Below are 15669 nucleotides of genomic sequence, written 5' to 3'. Positions count from 1 at the left end.
GGACGGTAGCGAGCGCAGGTGATCGGCCGGTGACGCGCACATGGCCGGGACGCGTCGCCGCGTACGCCGACGGCAGGGGAGGCACGGACTCGATCCGACCGTCACTCGATGATATCTTCGAATCATGAACGCAGGCACGGGGGAGCCGTCGGAACGCTGGCGTCCCGTCATCGTTGCCCTGGCGAACGATGATGCCCGAACGGTGTTCGCTCGCTTGGTCGCCGATGGCGGCGGCGACCCGTTCATCGGGGTCTCGCCGTCACGGCGCGGTCACGTGCGGCGGCAGCTGGAGGCGGCCGGGATCATCGGCGAGGTCGACGGCGCTGTCGTGCTGCGTCCGGAGGTCTTCGCCGACGTCCTGCGTCAGGGCGGCCTGGCACGGCCGAGCGGCGTGCAGCGGTTCCTGCGGGATGGGCGGATCGTCCAGTATCCGTCGCGGGCGTCCGACCGGCTCGAGCTGCTGACGTGGATCGCCGCACAGACGCTGCGTCCCGGCGAGGTCGTCACGGAGCGCGTGATCACCGAGCGGCTCGCCGCATACGCCGACGACAGCGCGTCGCTGCGCCGCTACCTCGTCGACGCCGGCCTGGTGGAGCGCACGTCGACCGGCAGCGAGTACGCGCTGCCGGCGTGAGCGAGCCCCTCCCGTCGGTGCACCCCGTTATCCGATAATGCCCATTATGTCAGGATGTGATCAGATGCTTCGCAGGATCTGCTCTCCCACCGGAAGTGGATAGCCACGACGGCTGGCAGTCACCCTTCGGTGCGTCAGCGCGTCCAGAAGTCTTCGGGACGTCGCCCGCCGCGGAGGCCGAAGTACTCCGCCATCGCCACCGCCTCCGGGAAGTTCGCAGCCACGCTCTGCGCGTCGTGTGCGTCGCTGCCGAATGTGATGGCGCGTCCGCCCTCTTCGACCCACCACTGCGGTATCCACGGCCAGAGGCGTCGGGTGTTCAACTCGAGCGCCCGGTCGGATGCGGCGAGGGCGCGCATCGCCACACGGAACCCCTCTTCGAACCGCCGTGGATCGAATGGCCCGGCATCCGTCGTCGGCCAGGTGCGGACGGCGTAGTCGATGTGCGTGAACACCTCGAACGAGTCGCTCCCCCTGACCATTCGCGGGATCTCGTCGAGGTACGCGGACATCACCTCGTCGGCAGGCTTGTGGTGATAGAGCGTCGTCGGCTCGGTGCGCGCGACGTCCCCGTACGGAAGCATGTGGAGTGAGCCGTTGACGCGTTCGATGACGCCGCTGCGCAGCATCGAGGCCGCCTCGCGGTCCCAGAGATGAGGCTGACCGAACTCGACACCCGTGAGGATTCGCAGGTTCGGGTACGCGTGCCTGCAGCGGTCGATGGCCCCGAGGTATCCCTCGAGGTCGAAGCGCGGCAGTCGGACGTGCCCCTCCTCGTCCACGTAGCGCTGCGCGGTGGTGCCGAGGTCGGCCGGGTTCTCGACGACCCACTCCTGCTCGAAGTCGAGGTGCTCCGTGAAGATGACGGCCGGCAGCCCGATATGCACGGCGCGCGCGCAGATGCGCTCCATCGTGCCCGCCGATGCAGGGTCGGAACCGGCATCCCACGACCACTCGCTGTGCACGTGCGCGTCGGCGGGCATGCTCGTCATGCGCCAACGCTACAAGCCTGGGCACGGCTGCCCACGATCACGGGGTTTCGCTCGCGCCGGTCACCTTGGTACTGTATCGATACACGATCCCCCTTCGAGAGCAGCAGGCCGTGACCGCATCACACTTCCTTCTCGCGTACTTCCTGTCCGAGACGCTCGCCGACGGCGAGCAGGTCCGATTCGCCGTGAGCGACGGTCCGGAGCCGACATCCTGGACGCCGCTGAACCAGGGGCGCCCCGTCCTGCCGTCGACGGTGGGTGAGCTCGGCAGCAGAGATCCCTTCCTGGTCCGGGACGAAGTCCGGGGAACGTTCGCCGTGATCGCGACCGACCTGCGGGTGTGGCCGGACGAAGACTGGAATCGGGCCGTGCGACATGGTTCGCGCAGCATCGTCGTCTGGCAGTCCAGGGACCTGGTCTCCTGGAGTCCTCCCGTCCTGCGTGAGATCGCTCCGGCCGAAGCCGGCAACACGTGGGCGCCCAAGGCCTTCTGGTCGAACCGACGGGACGCCTGGCTGGTGTTCTGGGCCTCGGCGCTCTTCTCACCTGGTGAGGAGCGCCGCGCCGGCCAGTATCAACGGATCCTGGTCGCCGAGACGACGGACTTCGTGCACTTCTCGCCGGCGCGGGTCCATCTCGATGCCGGGCACGACGTGATCGACCTCACGTTTCTCGAGTACGCGGACCGGTGGTATCGGTTCTCCGCGAACGCTCACGGAAACCCGGCGCCGGCCGGTATCGGGCACCACATCTTCGAAGAGGCCGGTCAGAACCTGGAAGACCCGTACTTCGAGCCCCTGACCTTCGACATCGGCAAGTCCGTGATGGCGCGGGCGGAAGGTCCCGCAACGGCAGCGCACCCGTTCGAGCCGCGCTGGTACCTGCTGGCGGATGAGTTCGGGCTCCGCGGATATCAGCTGTTCGAGACGGACGATCTGTCGTCCGGTGGATGGAGTCATCGGCCCGACGCCGCCTTCCCCGCCGGTGCACGTCACGGGTCGCTCCTCGCCATCTCGTCTGAGGAACGCGCTCGTCTGCTCGCGGCTTCCTGGCCCGCGGCATGACGGCGCCACTCCCCCGTGCCCGACGCCGCGAACGGTCCCCGTCGTTCCTACGCCGGCGCGATCCGCGAGGTGGATTCCCGCTTGACGACGTGGAATCCGCTGACGTACTCCTCACGTGAGGCGCCCGAGCCGCGCTCGATCCGGTTCATCAGAAGGGAGACGGCCTTCTCCGCCATCGTGGTGTGGTCGGGGTCGACCGATGACAGTGACGGGACGGTGAACTCCGATTCGCGGATGTTGTCGAATCCGATCACCATCACCTCGTCGGGAACGCGGATCCCTTCGGATGCAAGTCCGCGGAGGACGCCGATGGCGACAGTGTCCGTGACGCAGAAGATGGCGTCGAAAGGGATACCCCGGGTCACGAGGTCGTGGACGGCCGCGGCGCCGGACTGCATGGTGAATTCGTCGAGCTCGACGAGGAGACCGCCGTCGAAAGCGATCCCTGCATCGGCGAGCGCCTGGCGATAGCCCTGGAAACGCAGGCTCGACATGTTCACATCGTCGTTCGCCGCTCCGTCGAGCATCACGATGCGTCGCGCACCCTGCTCGATGAGGTGGCGCGTGGCAGCGCTCGCCCCTTCGACGTTGGGCATGGCGACATGGTCGACGGGTCCTTCGAAGATGCGCTCACCGAGGATGACGACCGGGTAGTCGACCCGGAGCAGTTCCGTGTCCGCCGGCCCCAGCCCGACGGTGCTCAGGATGAGTCCGTCGTACATCCGATTGCGGGAGAGGACGAGCGCATCCAGCTCCGTCTCGCGCGACGCACCGGTCTGCTCGACGACCACGCGGAATCCGCGACGTGCGGCCGCCGTGATGATCTCCGCGGCCAGCTGGCCGAAGTACGGGCGGTCGACTTCGGGCACAGCCAGCCCGATGGTTCCGGTGCGTCCGGTGCGAAGATTCCGCGCTGCGACATTCACGCGGTAGTCCAGCTTGTCGATGGCGTGCAGAACGCGCTCCCGCGTCGAGTCCTTGACGTGCGGGTGAGCGTTGATCACATGCGACACGGTCATCGGCGACACCCCCGCTGCGCGTGCAACATCCTGAATCGTCACCTTGCCGGCCATGCGCACACCCCTTGAAGCCTGCTCCGACGCATCTCGTCGAGTCCTGTAACGATATCGGATCGGACGGCTCTTTGAGCGGAATTCAGGCCACACAGCATCGTGGTAAATCCGGTACTTGCGCATCAGGACCAGGTGTGTAACGATACATGAAATCGAACCGATCGAGTCAGTGAGGACCGTGGTGACAGAGACAAGCGCTCCCGACGCGAGGTCGTATCCGAGCGACGCCCCGACGGCGCCGGCGTTGCCGCTGCTCGCAGACCCCAACCTGTGGGCGGACGGGGACAGGTTCTACCTGTTCCCCACGACCGACGGCATCCCGGAGTGGGCGGCCACGTCCTTCCGCGCGTACTCGTCCCCTGACCTCGTCCACTGGGATGACCACGGGGTGATCCTCGCGCTCGGCACGGATGTGCGATGGGTTCGCGACCGCGCCTGGGCTCCGACCATCGCGACACGATCCGGGAAGTACTTCTTCTACTTCAGTGCCGACGACAACATCGGCGTGGCTGTCGGAGACAGTCCCACCGGCCCGTTCGACGACATCGACAAGCCACTGGTCGCGAGCGGTGACTTCGAGGGGCGGGCCATCGATCCGTCGACGTTCACCGATGTGGACGGCACCGTGTACCTCCTCTGGGGCAACGAGGTCGCCCACATCGTGCCCCTCGGCGAAGACATGGTCTCCTTCGACCCGCGCGAGGTCCGCAGCTGGGTGCCCACCGGATTCCGGGAGGCCGCCTGGATCCACCGACGAGACGGCATCTACTACCTTTCCTGGTCGGTGAACGACACGCGTTCCCCCGACTACCAGGTCCACTACGCCTCCGCGCCCAGCCCCTACGGACCCTGGTCCGATCACGGAGTGCTTCTCGAGCAGGCGCCGGAGCGCGACATCTACGCGACCGGGCACCACTCGATCACGAATGTCCCAGGCACTGACGAATGGGTGATCGCGTATCACCGGTTCGCCATCCCGGACGGAGACGGATTTCACCGCGAAGTGGTGTTCGACCGTCTCATCCACCGCGCAGACGGATCGATCGAGCCCCTGAACCCGTCGATCGGTTCCCTGCGCTTCCCCCTCCACCCACCAACCGAGTAATCACAGAAAGGGCGAACGATGTTGTTTCGCACCCGGACCTCAGCGCTGAGCCGAGGTCGTCACCGGAAGATCATGGCAGCTGCCGCGGTCGTCGCCGTCGCGACGTCTCTCGCGGCGTGCAGCGGCACGTCTTCCGCGTCATCCGATTCCGGCAAAGGAACGGTGACGTTCCTCTCGTGGGATGCCACGGCGACGATGCAGCCCCTGATCGACGAGTTCGAGAAGGAGAACCCCGGCATCGAGGTCGACATGTCCTACGCGCCCCCCGTGGCCACGTACACCACGACCCTCACCAAGCGCCTGCTCGCCCACAACGCGCCCGACGTCTTCATCCTGGGCAATCACACGCAGCAAGCCGGCGGCGGGTACGTGAAGTCGCTCGACGGCACGTACGCGGCGCGCGTCCAGTCGCCGTTCGGAACCAAGATGAACACCTACAAGGGACACGTCTACGGCATCTCCACCGCCACCTAGGGCGGCGGATTCCTCGTCAACGAGACGCTTGCGGCCAAGGCCGGAGTGACGAGCGCTCCCCAGACGTGGGCCGAGCTGGTGACCGACCTCAAGAAGTTCAAGGCTGCGGGCATCACGGGGCTGCAGGAGGCCGGTGACGGCACCACGACCACGATCATGGGTCTCATCGGCCGCGCCGACGCGAACTCCGGCGGCAACATGGACGCCGACATCTACGACGGGAAGACGACGTTCTCCAAGGCCTGGACCGAGGCGATCCAGGAGTGGAGCACCCTCTACACCCAGGGCCTCGTCAACCCGTCCGCCGCCGGCTTGACCGGTCCCCAGATCGTCACCGAGTTCGACAATCAGAAGGTGGCGATGATCACCACCGGTTCCTGGCAGGTCGCAGCGTCGCGGAAGGCGATGCCGGCCGGCACGAAGCTCGACTACTGGCCCATTCCGAGCAGCTTCGGCGACCCGTACTGGGCCGGCGCGGCATCCCCGCCGTACGCCATCAACTCCCGGGCCAAGAACCCGGTGGGCGCGCAGAAGTTCGTCGACTTCCTGGCCAGCGCGAAGGGCGTGTCGATGTATGCCGCAGAGACGGGGTCGATCATGACCACCAGCAACTACAAGCAGACCCTCGACCCGGCGCTCACGGGGATGTACGACGATGTCGTCAAGGGCAACGTCTGGTGCACCTGGCAGGCGTGGCCCGGGGCCGACAGCGACCCGCTCGACCAGGTCCTCGTCGCCAACATGCAGAAGGTACAACTCGGCAAGGAGACCGCCGCCGGCTTCACCAAGGCCCTCGACACCGAGTGGGCGAGCCTGAAGTAGGCCGCCCGCTGACAGACCCACCACGGGGGTTCTCGGCCTCGTCGACCGAGAACCCCCACGGGCACGAAGGAGAAACCATGACGGTGCAAGCGACTGCGATCGCAGCGACCGAACTCCGGGTGAGTGAGCCCCGGTTGAAGACCAAGGGGCGCCGACGCGAAGGACTGCAGATCCGCGCCTTCCTGATCCCGATGCTGCTCGTGGTCATCGTCCTCTTCGGCGTGCCGTTCGTCGAATCGGTCTACTACAGCTTCACGAACTGGTCGGGACTCAATCCCGACATCCAGTTCGTGGGGCTCAAGAACTACGTGAACGTGTTCACGAGTCCTGCCTTGCTGAACGGGCTCGGCTTCACCCTGCTGTTCGCCATCGCCACGACGGCACTGATCACCGCCTGCGCCATCCCCCTGGCGGTGTTCCTCAACCAGAAGCTGTTCGGCACCCGCTTCGCACGGGCGCTCTACTTCTTCCCCGCGATCCCCAGCGTCGCGGTCCTCGGACTGGTCTGGAACTTCATCCTCAATCCGCTCGCCGACGGGGCGCTGAACACGCTGCTCCACAACCTGTTCGGAATCGCGCCCATCCCCTGGCTCGCCGACACCACGCTGGCACAGATCTCCGTCATCGTGGTCGGGGTCTGGACCAGCACCGGCTGGCACGCGATCCTCTATCTCGCCTACCTCCAGTCGATCCCGTCCGACCTCTACGAGGTCGCGAAGATCGACGGGGCCAGCGCCTCCCAGCGGTTCTTCTACATCACCCTCCCCATGCTCGCCCCTGCCATCACGATCAGCACGTTCCTTCTCATGAACAACGGCCTCAACGTCTACGCGCTTCCGCAGAACCTCACGGCGGGCGGCCCCGCGTTCGCCACCAACACCATCACCGCCACGATCATCAACAACGGCATCGACGAGTCGAACTACGGACAGGCCTCGGCGCTCGGCGTCATCTTCATGATCGTCATCGGCATCGTCCTGTTCATCCAGCTGCGGGTCACGCGCAGTCTCGAGAGGAGCTTCTCATGAGCCGCTCCACCGCCCGCATCCTCACTCGCTCGGTCGGCAGCATCGTCCTGGTGCTCATGGCCTGCCTGGTCGGACTGCCGTTCGCCTACATCATCATCAACACCTTCAAGACACAGCCCGAGATGCAGAAGAACCCTCTGGGCCTGCCCACGTCATGGACGCTGCACAACTACGTCGATGTCTTCGTGCAGTCCAATGTGGGTCAAGCGTTCCTGAACACCGTCTACGTGACCGCCGTGTCGGTCGTGCTCATGCTCTTGATCGGATCCATGGCGGCATTCAGCCTGGTCTATCGCGGCGGGCGACTCAGCACTCTCATCGGCGGGGTGCTGCTGGCGGCGTTCCTCGTCCCGTTCCAGAGCACGATCATCCCGCTGTACCTGCTGATCGTGAACGTCGGTCTCGCCGACAACCTGCAGGGGCTCATCGCCATCTACCTCGGCGGATCGGTGTTCTGCTACTTCATCATCGTCGGATACATGCGCACCGTCCCCCGCGAGATCCTCGAAGCAGCGCGCATCGACGGCGCAGGCCCCTGGCGGCTCTACTTCTCGATCGTGCTGCCTCTGATCCGGCCTGTGCTCATCACAGTCGGCGTCTTCCAGGTCATGTGGGTCTGGAACGACTACATCTCACCCACGATCTTCCTCAGCTCTCCGTCGAACAACACCCTCGTCCTGCTCGCCGAACAGGCGGTCGCGCAGTTCACGACCAATTGGCCGGCATTCATGACGGTGACGGTGATCGTGCTCATCCCGATGCTGATCTTCTTCATCTTCATGCAGAAGTACATCGTCGACGGACTCGTCAGCGGCAGTGTCAAGGGCTGACGCCGGCGCCCTGTGGTGGGACGTCCACGACCGCTGATAGGCTTCCGGATGCCGTGTGACAGACCGAGGAGGTGATCCCCATGAACGTATCGACATGGGTGCTCCTCGCTGAGGTCACGGTCGGGCGATAGGTCGTCCGGGAGCGCCGCATCCGAGCACTCCCGAAAGACATCACCATGCACTTCACCTCCGACCGTCGCGTCGATGACCTCATCGAGCGCGACTTCCTCCTCGGCGACGTCCCCGGCATCCTGTGGACGCCGGCCTCGGCGTCTGCAGCCGCCCCGACTCCCCTCATCCTTCTCGGCCACCCCGGTGGACTGCGGCCGATGTACCCCAGACTGCTGGCGCGGGCTCGGCATTCGGCCGAACAGGGCTTCGCGACGGCCACGATCGAACTCCCGGGAAGCGGCGACCGCACACCGTCCGCCGCCGCCGAGCGGGCGCGCGCCGACCTTCGCACTGCGATCCGCGCCGGCGAACGGCCGACGGAGCAGGTCGTCGAAGCTCTCATCCTGCCGCTCGTCGACGAGGCGGTGCCGGAATGGCAGGCCCTGCTGGACGAGCTCGTCTCCCTGCCCGAGATCGACGGACCGGTCGGCTACTCGGGCGGCGTGATCGCCGTCGGCATCCGGCTGGCGCTCGTCGAGCCCCGGGTCGTCGCGGCCGGCCTCTTCGCGGGGAGCTTCGTGCCGCGCAGCATGTTCGACGAAGCCCGCCGCGTGAGCATTCCGCTGCATGTGCTGTTGCAGTGGGATGACGAAGGAAACGACCGCCAGCTGGCGCTGGACCTCTTCGACGCGTTCGGCTCGAAGGAGAAGTCCCTGCACGCCAACATGGGCGGCCACAGAGGCGTGCCCCAGCATGCCGGGGAGGATGCGGGCAGCTTCTTCGCGCGGCACCTGCGTTAGCTTCCGCCCTGATCCGGGCCGGGCACACGGACAGGGCGCACTCCCCTACACTGCCTGGCATGACGGTCACGCGCATGGACCACGTCGGCTTCGTCGTCGAAGACCTCGCCGCGGCGGTCGCGTTCTTCGTCGAGCTGGGACTCGAACTGGAGGGCGAGGCCACCGTCGGCGGGGCGTGGGTCGACAAGCTCCTCGCGCTCGACGACGTGCGCGCAGACATCGCCGTCGTCCGCACCCCCGACGGGAGCGGGAGGGTCGAGCTGTCGACGTTCGAGCGGCCCGTGGCCACCGAGCCCGCGCCGCGCGCGGCGGTGAACGTGCCCGGCATCCCCCGGTTGACCTTCGTCGTGGACGACGTCGAGGAGACGCTCCGTCGGCTGCGCCCCCTCGGCGGCGAACTCGTCGGCGAGGTGGCCCAATATGCGCAGCTGTACCGGTACGGCTACGTCCGCGGTCCCGCCGGCGTGATCCTGGGGCTGGTCGAGGAACTGGGCTGACCGGCCAGCTCGAGCATGTGCCGGTACTCCCCCGCCATGTCCGCGTTCCCGATCCGCGGGTCGTCCGACCGGCCCCGGTGCAGGATGCCGTCGATGTAGCGCCGGTCGGCGTCCAGGCGCGCCCGCGCATCATCCCCGATGTTCCCGTGCCCCGGGATCACCAGCTCCGCGGCCGCGGCATACGGCGCCAGGCGGTCCAGCCCGTCGACATACGCGTCGATGTCGTCGGGGTCGAACGGCAGTGGCAGTTCCACGTCGCTGAGCATGTCTCCCGCGACGAGCACCCGCTGCCGCGGCAGCCAGAGCGCGGTGTGCCCGCGTGCATGGCCGTCGTGGACGATCATCTCCACGTCGAATCCCGCGGGGATCGACGTGTCCGGCAACGCGTCGGTGCCCCGAACACATCCCATGAGCTCGGCGAGCTCAGACGGCCAGCCTGGTCCGAGGTCGGTCATCAGGTTCGCCCGACGAGCTCGCGCCCCTTCCGCGGTCCGCCACGAAGCCCAGCGCGGAGCATCCCCGAACGCAGGATGCCACAGCAGATGATCGTGATGGGCGTGCGTGGCGAATCCCCCGATCACCTGCCACTTCTGCGCTGCGATCTCCTGGGCGAGCACCTCGAGTTCGTCGGGTTTCCAGGCCGGGTCGATGAGCAGAGCCCTGCTCCCGCCGACGAGCACCGTCGACGTGGTCAGCATCACGCGGCTGGTGGCGGCCAGCACACCGGGTGCCACCTCGCGGAGAGCGCCCATCGGAACCCGATCTCGCGTCACGTCGCCCGGCTCAGGCCGGCCCCGCGACGGTGGCGTCCTGCCCGGAGTTCCGCAGCGCCTCCGCGACGAAGCCGTCGGACTTGAGCTGCTCGACCAGGTCGTGCAGGAATGCCTTCGCCGCCGCCGAGCGGTCGGGCGTCGTCGCCACGGCCTGCCGGATCTGCATGAACGCGGGCTCGACGAGCCGGAGCGTGGGGTCGTCGGTCACCACGCGGCTGAGCGGCTGTCGGATGCCTGCGACGGCGTTCAGCTCCTGCGCGCGGTACACGTCGATCGATTCGGGCCCCCGCACCAGTTCCGCGCGTTCAAGCGTGCGCGTGAGGTAGAGGTCGTAGGCGGATCCGTCTTTGACGGCGATCCGGACGCCGTCCCGGTCCACCTCGTCGGCCCGGGTGAGCGGCGAGGAATCCGGCACCGCGAACACGCCTTCGATCAGCACATACGGAGCGGTGAACCACACCTCGGCTGCTCGCGCAGGTTCGATGGCGAGAAAGCCGACGTCGGCTGCTCCCCCGCGGAGCGCATCGAACGAGTCCCGTGCCGCGTCGAAGCAGAGGAATTCGACCGGCACGCCCAGCCGCCCCGCGATTGCGCGCGACAACTCCACAGTCACGCCGGCCGGGGCATCCGCGGTTCCCTGCGCCATAACCGGATTCCCCAGGTTGATCGACGCGCGCAGCACTCCGGCCGGCGCAAGACTCTTCGTGATCGCGGGATCGGGCATGCAGCCATCATGACACCCCGGCTCGCGGGCTAGGCTGGCACGGTGAGTCCGGTTCGGCAGCCCTCGAGGCATCAGGAGGTCGTCGGCGCATTCTGCGCCGCGGCGAGATGACCCCGCCCCGCACCCGCTGGACGTCGACCGACGCGAGGCGGGCGCGAGTCGTGCATTCCCTGACATCCCCTTGCCCATGACGTGCGTCGTGGGCGCCGAACGCGAAAGACCGGTCCATGCTGTCTCTCACCGAGAACGCCATCCGCGCCTCCTTCCTCAACGCCTCGCAGCGCGAGCGCAAAGCCATCCCCATGCCCGACCTCGACGCGGTCGCGTGGGACGATCTCGACTACCTCGGCTGGCGCGACGCGAAGCTCACGCACGTCGGCTACGTCGTCGTCCCCGGCGATGACGGCCCCGTCGGCATCCTGCTGCGTGAGGCCGGGCAGCGCACCCGCACCCGCCCGCAGTGCGCGTGGTGCGAGGATGTGACGCTTCCGAACGACGTCGTGTTCTTCAGCGCCCGGCGTGCCGGAGCAGCAGGACGCAACGGCAACACCATCGGCACGCTCGTCTGCGAGCAGTTCGAGTGCTCCGCCAACGTCCGAAAGCTGCCGCCGCTTGCGTACCTCGGGTATGACGTCGAGGCGGCGAGGCAGAGACGCATCGAGGCGCTGCGCGTGAACGTCCGCCGGTTCGCCGACGACCTCCGGTCCACGATCTGACCGGACCTGCCGGCATATGCCGTGGGCGGAATATGAATCCGCCCACGGCGCGGGCGTAGGATTCTGGTCTACGAAGGAGGCGCCCCGCCCTATGTCCGAGACCCACGCCGCTGGACCTTCGACTCGCGCGTGGATCATCTGGACGGTGGGCGTCGTGGCGTATCTGCTCGCCGTCACCAACCGCACGTCGCTGTCCGCGGTGGGTCTGGATGCCGCGGACCGCTTCCACGCGGATGCGTCGACCCTGTCGATGTTCGCCGTTCTGCAGCTGGCGGTCTACGGCTTCATGCAGCTGCCGGTCGGCGTGCTGCTCGACCGTGTCGGCGCCCGCCCGATCATGGCCGCAGGCATGGCGCTCATGGCCGGCGGCCAGCTGCTCATGGCGTTCTCGCCGAACGTCGGCGTGGCGATCTTCGCGCGGATGATGCTGGGCGCCGGTGACGCCGCCGTCTTCCCGAGCCTCATGCGCCTGATCGCGCTGTGGTTCCCGGCACAGCGGGGCCCCGTGATGGTGCAGATCACCGGACTCGTCGGCCAGGCCGGGCAGCTCGTCGCCCTGATCCCCCTCGCAGCGCTGCTGCACGCGACCACGTGGACCGTCGCCTTCGGCAGCGTGGCCGGGCTCAGCGTGCTCTTCACGGTTCTCGTGTACGGCGTCATCCGCAATCGGCCGCCGGAGCGCGAGGCCGACGTCTCGGTGGACACCGCCACCGGCACGATCGCGGTCGTGACGTCGTCCATCGACACGAGCGTGGGGATCCGAGCCGCCTGGCGGAACTCCGGCACCCGTCTCGCCTTCTGGTCGCACTTCACCACGCCGTTCGCCGGCACCGCGTTCATCATGCTGTGGGGCATCCCGTTCCTCACCGCCGGGGAAGGCCTCAGCAGGGCGCAGGCGTCGCTCGTCACCACGGTCTACGTGGTGGTGGGCATGGCCCTCGGGCCGATGGTGGGGGCTTTGTCCAGCGCGGTGCCGATGCAGCGATCACGGAATCTGGTGCTCCCGACGGTGGCGGTGCAGCTGCTCATGTGGTGCGTCGTGCTGGCCTGGCCGGGGCCCGCGCCGCTCTGGCTGCTGATCATGCTCGCGATCGCGCTCGGCACCGGCGGACCGGCGTCGATGGTCGCCTTCGACGTGGCGCGCATGCACAACCCCGGGCACCGGCTGAGCACCGCGACGGGCGTGACGAACGTCGGCGGGTTCCTCGCCGCGCTCATCGCGATCTTCCTGATCGGCGTCGCCCTGGACCTGCTGCACGCGGGCACCCCGCAGACGTACAACCTCGACGCGTTCCGTGTCGCGTTCCTGACGCAGGTGCCGATCTGGCTGCTCGGCGCGGCGTTCATCGTGCGCGAGCGCCACCGCACCCGGCGCCGCATGGGGCTTCATTGGTGGCGATCAGGCGGCCCGTCCGACCGTGCCGCCGACGACGTCGGAGGCCCTCGCTAGCGTGGGCGCATGAGCCGCACGATCTACCTGACCGCCTCCACCCTCAACGGCTTCCTCGCCGACGAGAACGACTCGCTCGCGTGGCTGTTCGCCGTGCCGGGCGGCGACAGCGGTGGGGAGTCCTTCGACCGGTTCCTCGACGGCGTCGGAGTGCTGGTGCAGGGATCGTCGACCTATGCGTGGGTGCTCGCACACGAAGACCTCGTCGCACATCCCGAGAAGTGGCCCGCGTACTACGGCGACCGGCCGACCTTCGTCTTCACGCACCGCGCGCTGCCGCGCGTGCCCGGCGCCGACATCCGCTTCGTCTCAGGAAGCGTCGCCGAGCACTGGGAGGCGATCCGGGATGCCGCGGACGGGCGCGACATCTGGGTGGTCGGCGGCGGCGACCTGGCCGGCCAGTTCCTCGACGCGGGCCATCTCGACGAGATCGTCGTCACCTTCGCTCCGGCCGCCCTGGTCGCGGGCAAGCCGCTCCTGCCGCGCGACCTCGGAGCCGACCGGCTCACGCTCATCGAGGTGGAGCAGCGCGGACCCTTCGCCGAGGTGCGCTACCGGGTGTCGGCGCCCTGACCCGGAGCGGGCGCCACCTCGATCCACGTGCCGTACTTCGGTTCCCGGCCGTCGCCGGAGGACGTGCCGGTGAGACGCCGCTTGACCCACGGCCCGACGTACTCGGCGTAGTAGCCGACGCCGCGCGGCGAGCGGGCGTCCGGCAGCACCGGCAGAGACCACCACGCGGTCGGCGCGTGCTGCCCCAGCGCCGTGAGCACACGCGCCGCCACGCGGTGGTGCCCTCGGGCGTTCATGTGCAGCCGGTCGTCGGACCAGTATCCCGGGGTCGCGAGTTCACGATCGGGCCAGTTCCACGCGGTGATGACGTCCGGATGCGGCTGCAGGCGCTGGGCGACGGCCGCCGAGAGCAGATCGCCGCGCTTCTGGATGAGCGGTCGCAGCGGCAGCTGGCCGGAGGGGTTGGCACCGGACAGGGCGATCAGCTGCACGCCCTCCTCCCGGCAGCGGCGCACCACGTGCACGAACAGCTCCGACACGTGCGAGATGGAGGTGCGCGGGCGCAGCATGTCGTTGCCGCCGCCGTTGAACGACAGATGCGTCGGCCCGAGGGCCAGCGCCGGCTCGAGCTGCTGCTCGATGATCGGCTCGATCAGCTTGCCGCGGACTGCGAGGTTCGCGTACTGGATCGGCTCCGTCAGGGAGTCGGCCCAGCCTTGCGCGACGAGGTCCGCCCAGCCGCGCACACGCCCGTCCGGCAGATCGTCGCCGACCCCCTCGGTGAAGGAATCGCCGATCGCCACGAAGCGGACTGCTGCCATCCCCTCAGCCTACGACCGCGGCGCCGGGGCGCCCTCCGCCAGGAACTCGTGCACGAGCGGCGCGACCCGGGTGCCGAACAGCTCGATGCTGCGCATCAGGTGCCCGTGCGACAGCATGCCCGTCGAGAACTTCAGGTCGAAGCGATCCGCCCCGAGGGTCTGCACCGTCGTCGCGATCTTGCGCGCGACGGTCTCCGGCGAGCCGACGTAGAGGGCGCCCTCCGGCCCGACGTCGTGCTGGAACCGCATCCGGTTGTATGCCGGCCAGCCTCGCTCACGTCCGATCGTGTCGTTCATCGCGGCGAAGCCCGCGTAGGCCTCGTCCCAGGCCTGCTCGTCGGTCTCCGCGATGTGCCCGGGCGAATGCACGCCGACCGGCAACCCGCTGTGGCCGAAAGCGTCGAGCGACTCGTGGTAGAGCTTCACGAGGGGACGGAAGCGCGAGGCCGATCCCCCGATGATCGCCAGCATGAGGCCGTAGCCGTACCGGGCTGCCCGCACGACGGATTCGGGCGTGCCGCCGACGCCGACCCAGGCCTTCAACCCGGCGTCCGTCTTGGGGAAGACGTCGACGTTCTCGAGCGCCGCGCGGGTGCGGCCGGACCAGGTCACGGGCTGCTCCGTCATCAGCCGGCTGAACAGGTCGAGCTTCTCGTCGAAGAGGATCTCGTAGTCGGCCAGATCGTAGCCGAACAGCGAGAACGACTCGATGAACGAACCCCGGCCGAGGACGACCTCGGCCCGCCCGTTCGAGACGGCGTCCAGCGTCGCGAACCGCTCGAACACGCGCACGGGGTCGTCAGACGACAACACGGTGACCGCCGTGCCCACGTGGATGTCCCTGGTGCGCCCGGCGATGGCGGCCAGCACGATCTCGGGACTCGAGACGGCGAACTCGGACCGGTGGTGCTCCCCCACCCCGAAGAACGACAAGCCGGTCTCCTCTGCGACCACGGCCTGCTCGACCACGTTGCGAATCGTCTGGGCGTGGCTGACGGGCTGACCGTCATCGGCGACGGTGATGTCGCCGAACGTGTCGAGACCGAGCTTCACAGGTGCAGACATGAGTGGAGCGTCCTTTCATTCACGTGGATACAACTGGCGCGTGATGCCGGACATTCCCACGGCGCGGCCCGCCGCGCACGTGAGGGGCATAGGGTGGCGGCATGGCCGTCTTCGCCGACCGGGTCTCGGCGGGCCGCGAGCTCGCCGACGTGCTCGACACCGACGCGTATCCGGATG

General features: G+C 68.0%; 16 protein-coding genes and 1 pseudogene. 11 read left to right on the top strand and 6 right to left on the bottom strand.

The window, feature by feature from the left end:
* Nucleotides 1-124 precede the first annotated feature (124 nt).
* Nucleotides 125-634 carry a DUF2087 domain-containing protein gene (locus tag VJR25_RS06255; protein WP_324113656.1) on the top strand — a complete coding sequence of 170 codons (510 nt, stop codon included), beginning with the start codon at nucleotides 125-127 and terminating at the stop codon, nucleotides 632-634.
* A 134-nt stretch (nucleotides 635-768) separates the two neighbouring features.
* On the opposite strand, the gene VJR25_RS06250 is transcribed toward VJR25_RS06255, so the two are convergent.
* Nucleotides 769-1626 carry a PHP domain-containing protein gene (locus VJR25_RS06250; protein WP_324113654.1) on the bottom strand — a complete coding sequence of 286 codons (858 nt, stop codon included), beginning with the start codon at nucleotides 1624-1626 and terminating at the stop codon, nucleotides 769-771.
* A gap of 110 nt (nucleotides 1627-1736) precedes the next feature.
* On the opposite strand from VJR25_RS06250, the gene VJR25_RS06245 reads away from it, so the two are divergent.
* Nucleotides 1737-2690 (top strand): glycoside hydrolase family 43 protein, encoded by a 954-nt coding sequence (locus VJR25_RS06245; RefSeq protein ID WP_324113652.1) that lies wholly within the window; start codon nucleotides 1737-1739, stop codon nucleotides 2688-2690.
* 47 nt (nucleotides 2691-2737) lie between these two features.
* On the opposite strand, the gene VJR25_RS06240 is transcribed toward VJR25_RS06245, so the two are convergent.
* Nucleotides 2738-4030: a LacI family DNA-binding transcriptional regulator gene (locus VJR25_RS06240; RefSeq protein ID WP_324113650.1), complete on the bottom strand. Its 1293-nt coding sequence runs from the start codon at nucleotides 4028-4030 to the stop codon at nucleotides 2738-2740.
* On the opposite strand from VJR25_RS06240, the gene VJR25_RS06235 reads away from it, so the two are divergent.
* The 6 genes and pseudogenes from VJR25_RS06235 (at nucleotide 4008) to VJR25_RS06210 (ending at nucleotide 9430) form a co-directional block, all read left to right on the top strand.
* Nucleotides 4008-4868 (top strand): family 43 glycosylhydrolase, encoded by an 861-nt coding sequence (locus VJR25_RS06235; protein WP_324113648.1) that lies wholly within the window; start codon nucleotides 4008-4010, stop codon nucleotides 4866-4868. The genes VJR25_RS06240 and VJR25_RS06235 overlap by 23 nt on opposite strands.
* A gap of 18 nt (nucleotides 4869-4886) precedes the next feature.
* Nucleotides 4887-6164, top strand: a pseudogene (locus tag VJR25_RS06230) (ABC transporter substrate-binding protein).
* Between the two features lie 77 nt (nucleotides 6165-6241).
* Entirely contained in the window at nucleotides 6242-7192 is a 951-nt protein-coding gene (locus VJR25_RS06225) for a sugar ABC transporter permease (RefSeq protein ID WP_324113646.1), read from the top strand.
* Complete coding sequence (locus tag VJR25_RS06220; protein WP_324113644.1) at nucleotides 7189-8022, top strand: carbohydrate ABC transporter permease; 834 nt, start codon at nucleotides 7189-7191, stop codon at nucleotides 8020-8022. Before VJR25_RS06225 ends, VJR25_RS06220 begins: the two co-directional genes overlap by 4 nt.
* A gap of 176 nt (nucleotides 8023-8198) precedes the next feature.
* Complete coding sequence (locus VJR25_RS06215; protein WP_324113642.1) at nucleotides 8199-8933, top strand: alpha/beta hydrolase; 735 nt, start codon at nucleotides 8199-8201, stop codon at nucleotides 8931-8933.
* Between the two features lie 59 nt (nucleotides 8934-8992).
* Nucleotides 8993-9430, top strand: coding sequence for a VOC family protein (locus VJR25_RS06210; protein ID WP_324113640.1), 438 nt, complete (start codon nucleotides 8993-8995; stop codon nucleotides 9428-9430).
* On the opposite strand, the gene VJR25_RS06205 is transcribed toward VJR25_RS06210, so the two are convergent.
* Together VJR25_RS06205 and VJR25_RS06200 are read right to left on the bottom strand one after the other, a co-directional pair.
* Entirely contained in the window at nucleotides 9376-10182 is an 807-nt protein-coding gene (locus VJR25_RS06205; RefSeq protein ID WP_324113638.1) for an MBL fold metallo-hydrolase, read from the bottom strand. The two genes, VJR25_RS06210 and VJR25_RS06205, sit on opposite strands and share 55 nt — an antisense overlap.
* Nucleotides 10183-10213: 31 nt before the next feature.
* Entirely contained in the window at nucleotides 10214-10927 is a 714-nt protein-coding gene (locus VJR25_RS06200; RefSeq protein ID WP_324113636.1) for a transporter substrate-binding domain-containing protein, read from the bottom strand.
* A gap of 227 nt (nucleotides 10928-11154) precedes the next feature.
* Between VJR25_RS06200 and VJR25_RS06195 the strand changes: the two genes are divergently transcribed.
* The 3 genes from VJR25_RS06195 to VJR25_RS06185 all read left to right on the top strand — a co-directional run bounded on the left by VJR25_RS06195 (nucleotide 11155) and on the right by VJR25_RS06185 (nucleotide 13666).
* On the top strand, nucleotides 11155-11643 hold the full coding sequence (locus VJR25_RS06195) for an FBP domain-containing protein (RefSeq protein ID WP_324113634.1): 489 nt from the start codon (nucleotides 11155-11157) through the stop codon (nucleotides 11641-11643).
* A gap of 91 nt (nucleotides 11644-11734) precedes the next feature.
* Entirely contained in the window at nucleotides 11735-13093 is a 1359-nt protein-coding gene (locus tag VJR25_RS06190; RefSeq protein ID WP_324113632.1) for an MFS transporter, read from the top strand.
* Between the two features lie 9 nt (nucleotides 13094-13102).
* Nucleotides 13103-13666, top strand: coding sequence for a dihydrofolate reductase family protein (locus VJR25_RS06185; RefSeq protein WP_324113630.1), 564 nt, complete (start codon nucleotides 13103-13105; stop codon nucleotides 13664-13666).
* On the opposite strand, the gene VJR25_RS06180 is transcribed toward VJR25_RS06185, so the two are convergent.
* Nucleotides 13645-14427: an SGNH/GDSL hydrolase family protein gene (locus VJR25_RS06180; RefSeq protein ID WP_324113628.1), complete on the bottom strand. Its 783-nt coding sequence runs from the start codon at nucleotides 14425-14427 to the stop codon at nucleotides 13645-13647. The two genes, VJR25_RS06185 and VJR25_RS06180, sit on opposite strands and share 22 nt — an antisense overlap.
* A 9-nt stretch (nucleotides 14428-14436) precedes the next feature.
* The gene (locus tag VJR25_RS06175; protein WP_324113626.1) at nucleotides 14437-15492 is read right to left on the bottom strand and encodes an LLM class flavin-dependent oxidoreductase; all 1056 of its coding nucleotides are present in this window, start codon (nucleotides 15490-15492) and stop codon (nucleotides 14437-14439) included.
* Between the last annotated feature and the right edge of the window lie 177 nt (nucleotides 15493-15669).

Source organism: Microbacterium sp., from assembly GCF_035277845.1.
GTDB lineage: Bacteria > Actinomycetota > Actinomycetes > Actinomycetales > Microbacteriaceae > Microbacterium.
The sequence above is the reverse complement of the archived record's forward strand: the minus strand, read 5'-3'. Positions and strand labels throughout refer to the sequence as shown.

Bases quoted from the DNA above. Each gene is read 5' to 3' on its own strand.
- VJR25_RS06210 (WP_324113640.1), top strand. From the start codon at position 8,993: ATGACGGTCACGCGCATGGACCACGTCGGCTTCGTCGTCGAAGACCTC.
- VJR25_RS06200 (WP_324113636.1), bottom strand. From the start codon at position 10,927: ATGCCCGATCCCGCGATCACGAAGAGTCTTGCGCCGGCCGGAGTGCTG.
- VJR25_RS06220 (WP_324113644.1), top strand. From the start codon at position 7,189: ATGAGCCGCTCCACCGCCCGCATCCTCACTCGCTCGGTCGGCAGCATC.
- VJR25_RS06225 (WP_324113646.1), top strand. From the start codon at position 6,242: ATGACGGTGCAAGCGACTGCGATCGCAGCGACCGAACTCCGGGTGAGT.
- VJR25_RS06190 (WP_324113632.1), top strand. From the start codon at position 11,735: ATGTCCGAGACCCACGCCGCTGGACCTTCGACTCGCGCGTGGATCATC.
- VJR25_RS06175 (WP_324113626.1), bottom strand. From the start codon at position 15,492: ATGTCTGCACCTGTGAAGCTCGGTCTCGACACGTTCGGCGACATCACC.
- VJR25_RS06205 (WP_324113638.1), bottom strand. From the start codon at position 10,182: ATGGGCGCTCTCCGCGAGGTGGCACCCGGTGTGCTGGCCGCCACCAGC.
- VJR25_RS06195 (WP_324113634.1), top strand. From the start codon at position 11,155: ATGCTGTCTCTCACCGAGAACGCCATCCGCGCCTCCTTCCTCAACGCC.
- VJR25_RS06250 (WP_324113654.1), bottom strand. From the start codon at position 1,626: ATGACGAGCATGCCCGCCGACGCGCACGTGCACAGCGAGTGGTCGTGG.
- VJR25_RS06215 (WP_324113642.1), top strand. From the start codon at position 8,199: ATGCACTTCACCTCCGACCGTCGCGTCGATGACCTCATCGAGCGCGAC.
- VJR25_RS06185 (WP_324113630.1), top strand. From the start codon at position 13,103: ATGAGCCGCACGATCTACCTGACCGCCTCCACCCTCAACGGCTTCCTC.
- VJR25_RS06180 (WP_324113628.1), bottom strand. From the start codon at position 14,427: ATGGCAGCAGTCCGCTTCGTGGCGATCGGCGATTCCTTCACCGAGGGG.
- VJR25_RS06255 (WP_324113656.1), top strand. From the start codon at position 125: ATGAACGCAGGCACGGGGGAGCCGTCGGAACGCTGGCGTCCCGTCATC.